Below are 1120 nucleotides of genomic sequence, written 5' to 3' on the forward strand. Positions count from 1 at the left end.
GCTATCATATCCATAACAGGATCAAAAGTTACAAAAAAGAGGGAATGTATGCAAACAATCCTTTTGAGTCGTGAAGAAGTCGCTCGTCGTGCGAAACATTTGTATGAGAGTAGCATCCGCCAAAAAATTGAATTAGAAGACAATATTGGCAAGATGGTCATCATTGATATTGAAACAGGTGACTACGAAGTTGATAAAACTGGGCTAAAAGCCGCACGTAGTCTGATGGCAAAGCATCCGTATGCTCGACTTTTTGGCATTCGTATTGGTTACAATGTGGCTGCTTCGTTGGGTGGTGTAATGGAGCGTGTCAACAAGTGATTTCTGGTATTGTGACCGATCGGCACGCGATCGTCGCGTTGACGTTTCTCCTCCCAAGCGGCTCTACTTTCCCGATCGAGTTTGTCATAGATACGGGCTTCACTGACTACCTATGTTTGCCACCGGAGGCAGTTACCTTACTGGGGTTGCCGTTCCTGTACGATATGCCTGTAAACTTAGCAGATAACAGTGAAGTCCTAGTAGCAGTTCACGAAGCAATCATCCTTTGGGACGGGGAAGAACGAGAAGTTCGTGTATTTGCTACAGGGCGAAGGCCTCTGATTGGAACTGCTTTGCTGACGAGCAAGAACTTGTGATTCAGTTCACTGAGGGGGGGTTAGTGACGATTGATGCGTTGTAGTTTCCAACGCCCGATCGCAAAACCCAATACTTCAAAATTACCATTTGGTCGATCGCTCTTCATTCCGGTATTGCGATCGCTCTCTTAATTTTTATCCTTATTGTTATACGGAGAGTGCGATCTTTGGAAAGGGCGATCGCGCTTCTAAAATTCTTAGGGCTTGAGATCGAGCAGTTGGCGGTAATTGACACCCTGATTGATTATTGTACCGCCTCAGATTGTTTGAGGGCTGCACTGAACTCGAAGTGGTTAAGATTCAGCAGCGATCGGGAATCCTGAAATTGTCTGTTGCCGAATAGGTATCTGAATCACAAACTCAGTGCCTGATCCAGGTGTAGAAAAACACTGGATTTTACCGCCATGTTTTTCAGTAATGATTTGATAACTAATCGACATTCCCAAACCCGTACCTTTACCCGTGGGTTTGGTGGTGAAAAA

The 1120-nt window shown here is 45.1% G+C and carries 3 protein-coding genes; 2 read left to right on the top strand and 1 reads right to left on the bottom strand.

Translation table 11 applies throughout. The annotated features are described in order from the left end of the window. Positions 1 to 321, top strand: a 321-nt coding sequence (locus ACUVJL_RS29795) for a hypothetical protein (protein WP_445249138.1), incomplete at its 5' end; no start/stop codon positions are given. After that, positions 318 to 638, top strand: a complete 321-nt coding sequence (locus ACUVJL_RS29800) for a clan AA aspartic protease (RefSeq protein WP_445249139.1) — start codon at positions 318 to 320, stop codon at positions 636 to 638. The genes ACUVJL_RS29795 and ACUVJL_RS29800, both read left to right, overlap by 4 nt. Before the next feature lie 293 nt (positions 639 to 931). Here the strand turns inward: ACUVJL_RS29800 and ACUVJL_RS29805 are convergent. After that, positions 932 to 1120: ATP-binding protein (locus ACUVJL_RS29805; protein WP_445249140.1), on the bottom strand; the 189-nt coding region annotated here is incomplete at its 5' end.

The organism is Microcoleus sp. OTE_8_concoct_300 (assembly GCF_031383065.1).
GTDB lineage: Bacteria > Cyanobacteriota > Cyanobacteriia > Cyanobacteriales > Microcoleaceae > Microcoleus.